Source organism: Arthrobacter sp. NPDC056727 (assembly GCF_042790555.1).
Classification (GTDB): domain Bacteria; phylum Actinomycetota; class Actinomycetes; order Actinomycetales; family Micrococcaceae; genus Arthrobacter.
Genome location: NZ_JBHTZA010000011.1, coordinates 149,633 through 155,321, shown reverse-complemented (window position 1 = coordinate 155,321; position 5,689 = coordinate 149,633). Strand labels below are relative to the sequence as shown.

Sequence of the window (5,689 nt, the reverse complement as noted above, 5' to 3'; positions counted from 1 at the left end):
GGCCTCTCCGGCCGTGTCCGGGAGATCTGCGTTGAAGCGCAGCGGCGGTCACCCAGTGACGGCTTGGACATTCCGCACTCCGGACCGCTAGGGGCGTTCCTTGAAGGATTCAACCTTCTGCGGGTCGCGTTCGGCCACGGGGTCCAGCAGCTCGTCGATCCGGGCCATCAGCGAGTCGTCGAGCCTGACCCCGGCGGCCTTGGCGTTGTCCTCGAGCTGTTCGGGCCGGGACGCCCCCACGATGGCCGCGGAGACATTGCTGTTTTGCAGCACCCAGGCCACGGCCAGGCCGGCCATGGACAGGCCCACCTCCTCCGCAAGGGGCCTCAGCTGCTGGACGCGCTGCAGGATGTCCTCGCTGAGATAGCGGTTTTCCTTCAGGGATCCGTCCTCGGAGGCGAAGCGTGACTGGGCCGGAGCGGCCTGCCCCGGCAGGTACTTGCCGGTGAGGATGCCCTGGGCGAGCGGTGACCAGCAGATCTGGCCGATGCCGAGTTCCACGCTGGCCGGGACCACTTCCTCCTCGATGACCCGCCACAGCATGGAGTACTGCGGCTGGTTGGAGATCAGCTGGATCCCAAGATCCTTGGCCAGGGCAGCTCCGGCCCGGATCTCCTCAACGGTCCATTCCGAGACGCCGATGTAGTGGGCCTTGCCTGCACGGACGACGTCGGCGAACGCCTGCATCGTCTCCTCAAGCGGTGTTTCGTAGTCGTAGCGGTGGGCCTGGTAGAGGTCGACGTAGTCGGTGCCCAGGCGGGTGAGTGAGCCGTTGATCGATTCCAGTATGTGCTTGCGGGACAGGCCGCGGTCGTTCTTGCCCTCACCTGTGGGGAAATAGACCTTGGTGAAGATCTCCAGGCTTTCACGGCGGGTGCCGCGCAGCGCCTCGCCGAGGGCGCTTTCGGCTCGGGTGCCCGCGTACGCGTCAGCCGTGTCGAAGGTGCTGATGCCCAGATCCAGGGCCTTCCGCACGCAAGCGCTTGCGGCCTCCTGGTCGATCTGTTCGCCGTGCGTAACCCAGTTACCGTAGGCCAGGGCGCTGATATACATTCCGGATGAACCAAGCTTGCGGTATTCCATTAGATCTCTTCCGTTCTCGCTGGGGAGTTGGGGCTTTGTGCGGGGCTGGGTGAAGCGGACGACGGCGGCGCGGTAGTTCTGCGCAGAACCAGCCGGGTGTCGATGAGCCGGTCAGCCGGGGCGGCCCCGGGCGCGGCGCTGAGGGTTTCGAGCAGCAGTTCGGCGGCCGCCGCCCCCTGCCCGCGGATGTTCTGGTCGATGGTGGTGAGGCCCATGACCTCCGAGAGGTCGTGGTTGTCGAAGCCGACGACGGAAATGTCGCGCGGGACGCTCATTCCGGCCGTGCGCACCACGCCGAGGGCGCCGAACGCCATCTCGTCGGACCCGACAAAGACGGCGGTCGGCAGGACCGGCGCGGACAGCAGCCGGGTCATGGCCTCCGCCCCGCCGGATACGGAATTGGGGCCGAACTGCTCGTACTCGGCATCCACCGCAATCCCCGCGGCCAGCAGGGACTGGCGGTACCCGGCCAGCCGCGAAAGCGGAGGCGTGCTGCCGGTGGTGACCTCGTCGGCGTCGTCAATTCCGATGAGTCCGATGCGGCGGTGGCCGAGGTTGATCAGGTGCCGGACGGCGGTCCGGGCGGCGGCCCGGTCATCCACACGGACGCTGGCGAAGGCCTCGGAGCCCTGCCCGAGCATGACTACCGGCAGCCCCAGGGCGCGCAGGCTCCGGCTCTCGTCCTCGGACAGCCGCAGCGAGAGGACCAGAACGGCATCGGCGCGCCCCCGCAGGGTCTGCCCGGCAAAGAAGCGCCGGCGCCCGTCCGCATCTCCGAGCTCGTAAAGGAGCACGTCCCGCCCGGCCGCCCGGAGCGCCGCGCCGGCACCTGAGATGACCTGGCCGAAAAACCACTTGGTTGCGTCCGGGACGATCACCGCGATGGTCCCCGTCACGCCGGTTGCCAGCCGTGCGGCACTCGGCGAGGCCAGGTATCCAATCTCCGCGGCGATGTCCTTGATCCGCTGCCGGGTGGCCAGCGATACGCCGGGAACGTCACGCAGCGCCCGGGACACGGTGGATACGGCCACTCCCGCGCGCTCTGCAACCTCTTCAATCTTCGCCGTCACAGCTAGCCACGCTACGGGACAGGCATGGCTAACGCAAGCGCTTGCGTTGATAATCCACTGGAGTTTTTGTACAGATATCGCGACTTCCGGGGCCTCCAAGTCGCGATATCTGTACAAAAACTCGGAACCGGCGGGTGCACTCCATGTCCGGGCGCTTTCCGCGGGGTGTTTCCGCCGGGACCTAGGAAAACCCGGCGGGCGCACCCCCGGATGGGGGTGGCCAGGAGCAGATTGGGGGGCGTTCCGGTGTCCTTTTTCCATGGTGGGGGCACGAGGCTAAAGACAGGTGCGAGTGGAAGGCGGTGCATAGTGAGGAAGTGGCTTCCGTTGCTGTTCATTCCGGTACTCGCCGCGGCCGGCGGCCAGGTCTGGAATGAAGCCTGCGCCCAACCTCCGGCCGCGGTCTTGCCTGGGATCGTCGTCGATCCGGGGCCAAATCCCAGTACGACGGCGGTTGCCCGGCGGCCGCTTCCGTCTGTCCCGCCGTCGGGGAACATCGCTGTCAACCGATAGGGCCTGCCCTTGCCGGGCATGCGGCGGCGGTCCCGCCCGCGCCGGTACTTAGGCAAGTCAATGGACTTAGGAAAACCGCTGGAGAAATTAGCGAACATTTTATTTGCCTAATTTCGATCCCGGGCTGTAATCTCCCGGTTTAGGTTTACCTAACTACGCACCAACTAAGCACCATCACTCTCCCCTCGCAGGCCGCCTGTGCATCGCAGCACGGCGGCCATCTGCCGGCCCGCATCGCCGGCATCCCCTTGAAAGGCACCTCCATGTCCCCAGCAGCACCGCCGGCCCCGACGCTTCACGAACCGCAGCCCGTTCAGGAGGTGCCCGCCAGGAAGGAGGCGACGCTGGCGAAGCAGGTCCGGGCGCGCCGGAAGCGCCAGCGAATCCGGTTGGTTCTGCTCGGAGCCCTGTGCACGGCGGGATGGACGGCCTCGCTGCTGGTCGGGCACTTTGTTGACTGCGGGCCGGAACTCCACCGGATCGGGCTCGCCATCCACATCATCGCCCTCGTGCTCTCGTTCGGCACCATCCTGGTGGTGGACTGGCTGGGCCTGCTGTGGCTGCTGGGCAAGGTGCAGATGCACGAGTCCGGGAAGCTGGAGGCGGCCGCGAAGCCGCTGATCTGGGGCGGCCTCGCGCTGCTGCTGGTCTCGGGCTCCCTGATCGACCCCGATCTGACCAACCCCGTCACCGTCGTCAAGCTCGCCTGCGTCCTGGTGCTGATGCTCAACGGCCTGAGCATCGCGCCGGCCATGCACCAGCTGCTGGCCCTGCCTGCATGCACACGCTTCGGGGAACTCGGCCGCCGGCTGCGGCTGCGACTTCTCATCGCGCTCAGCATGTCCCAGGCCTGCTGGTGGACGGCCGTTCTCATCGGCCTGGTCAACAGCACGCTCAGGCGCTGGACGGTCGCCTGACGCTGACAGCCGGCATCCGCATGCCGGCCGCTCCAAGGGGCCGGGTGAGAAGGCACCGGGCCCGGGGAGGGCCCACCGTTCCCGGTGCCATGCCGGGTTTCGCGCGGCAGACGAGTGTCCGGCAAGAAAATTCTCGCCAGGCAACCTTGTAAAAACCTTTGGGCGCGCCACAGCTCCGGGGGTACTTTGGCGGTCGGCCGGAGGGCCTTTCCGCCGAGCCCGAAATGCATGGGGGACGTTCCGGGCCCGGCGACCGGACCAGCCATCTTGCCCTGACAGCTGACCTGTTGCGAGTAAGGCAACTGTGTCCGGCGGTCCTTGGGAAAAGGTGGAATGACCTTGGGGCCCAGCCGGAAGCCGCCGGCAGACAAGCAGAGGCTGCCCAGGAACTACCCGCCCCAGACCGAGAACGAGCCGGAATGCCCGGTGATCACGCTCTGGTAGATGACAAAGAGGCCTGCGAGCACACCGACCGCCAAGGCCGCAATGCGGACGGGACGGGGCCGCTGGAATGCTGCCAGTGCCGGGATCCGCTCGGCCAGCGGCGTGAAGGTGGCGGCCAGCATCAGCACAACGATGAAGAAGAAGACGACGGCGGTGATCTTCAGGATGTCGCCCTGCCGGGCGTGGACCGCGATGGCGTCGGTGGCGCCGCGGACAGATTGCAGCTGCTCGCCGACTGCGGCCGTGACCAGCGCCATCGGGGCAAGGATCAGTGCCAGTACACCGAGCGGCCAGGCGAGGTACCGGCGGGTCGGCCGGGCCAGGCCGTACACCACGGCGCCAAGACCGGCGAGCGGCCCGAAGACGACCACCCCGTGGACCAGGAGAATGTGGGCCGGAAGGCCGCCGATCAGGATCACGGGAAGCTCCTTGCAGGTCAGAAGGGCGAAAGCACCTTGAATCTAACACCGGGGGAGCGCATGGCCTATGGGGTGCTGCCACCGGATTTGGGCGGCCGACGGCGGGTGGCAGCCGCCCGCCGTCGGGCAACAGCAGGAGCGGCAACAGTCATGACACCGAGCCCCGCCAGACCGATGGCCAGGGCCAGCAGGACGGTGGGACCTGCACCGCCGGCGGGTCCCAGGGTTGCGGCCATGATCTGCCGGCTCATCAGCAGCATCTCCTGCAGGTCACCGGCCAGCGCGCGCGTCCCGAGGACATAGCTGACGGAGATAAACAACGCCGGAACCACCCACAGCAGGGCCAGGTCCGCCAGCCACACAACCGCCCGCCGCGCAGGACGAAGGCCGCACCATGCCAGGGCGCAGCCGACGAGAACCGCGGGGAGCCAGCGTGCCGCTGAAGCCACCCACACGGGGAGGTTGGCCGGCCCGGTGAAGGCGGCGACCCACCCCACCGCCCACGACGTGAACGGCACCGCCATGAGCCCGGCGCCCAGCGCCGCCAGGGCCGGTGACTTCGCACTGAGGAGCAAAAGTGCCACGAGGCCCGCAGCCATGGACGCGATGACGCCGGCGAGCAGCCCGGCGAAATAGATGCCGGCCATCGACCCGCCCGCCAGGCCGCCGTCGAGCACCGAGAATGACTGCACGGCAGCGGTGAACTGGACCGCAAGAACACCGGATGCCGCGCACCACGTCACCAGCCGCCGTCGGGCGGGTGACCAGGCGCGCACGGCGAGCCCGGCAACAGCACCGCCGGCAGTGAGCAGGCCCACCAGCGTGGTCAGCTTGTACTGGCTTAGCGGCAGCAGCGAGACGGGCATCTGCTGCGGCAGGACCTCGGCGGCCCACAGGTTCTGCAGCGGCAGCTGCGCCCCGGTGACCAGCCAGGGTCCCAGGCCGAGCAGTCCGGCCAGGATTCCGAGCAGGCAGCCCCGCAAGGCATCTCTGCCGGGAGCGGGCGTGACCTCGGCGGGACGTGTTGCTTGATCCGGCAGGCTCACAGGGCTCCTTGGGTGAGTATAAGATCGGCGCAAAATCGCGGCCAGAAGAGATAATACATCGAATGGATTAACCCCGGGAGCGCGAACGTACAGTTGCGGCCCCAAATCCACCCCAAAACACGGCGCAAACAGTGGAATGCGCCCCCCGCCCCCCGGGTAAATATTGAAGGCCGCCCGCAGTTTTTTGTTTTTGGGCC

Annotated in this window: 5 protein-coding genes; 1 reads left to right on the top strand and 4 read right to left on the bottom strand. The window is 67.5% G+C overall.

The features are described from left to right. Positions 1-87: 87 nt before the first annotated feature. The gene (locus tag ACFRAH_RS13175; protein ID WP_377991324.1) at positions 88-1,083 is read right to left on the bottom strand and encodes an aldo/keto reductase family protein; all 996 of its coding nucleotides are present in this window, start codon (positions 1,081-1,083) and stop codon (positions 88-90) included. Beyond that, positions 1,083-2,153, bottom strand: coding sequence for a LacI family DNA-binding transcriptional regulator (locus tag ACFRAH_RS13170; RefSeq protein WP_377991323.1), 1,071 nt, complete (start codon positions 2,151-2,153; stop codon positions 1,083-1,085). The genes ACFRAH_RS13175 and ACFRAH_RS13170 overlap by 1 nt, the downstream gene beginning before the upstream one ends. A gap of 776 nt (positions 2,154-2,929) precedes the next feature. On the opposite strand from ACFRAH_RS13170, the gene ACFRAH_RS13165 reads away from it, so the two are divergent. After that, positions 2,930-3,583, top strand: coding sequence for a hypothetical protein (locus ACFRAH_RS13165; protein WP_377991322.1), 654 nt, complete (start codon positions 2,930-2,932; stop codon positions 3,581-3,583). A 389-nt stretch (positions 3,584-3,972) separates the two neighbouring features. On the opposite strand, the gene ACFRAH_RS13160 is transcribed toward ACFRAH_RS13165, so the two are convergent. Together ACFRAH_RS13160 and ACFRAH_RS13155 are read right to left on the bottom strand one after the other, a co-directional pair. Further along, complete coding sequence (locus ACFRAH_RS13160) at positions 3,973-4,446, bottom strand: hypothetical protein (protein ID WP_377991321.1); 474 nt, start codon at positions 4,444-4,446, stop codon at positions 3,973-3,975. A 65-nt stretch (positions 4,447-4,511) separates the two neighbouring features. Then, positions 4,512-5,492 carry a hypothetical protein gene (locus tag ACFRAH_RS13155; protein ID WP_377991320.1) on the bottom strand — a complete coding sequence of 327 codons (981 nt, stop codon included), beginning with the start codon at positions 5,490-5,492 and terminating at the stop codon, positions 4,512-4,514. Positions 5,493-5,689 lie beyond the last annotated feature (197 nt).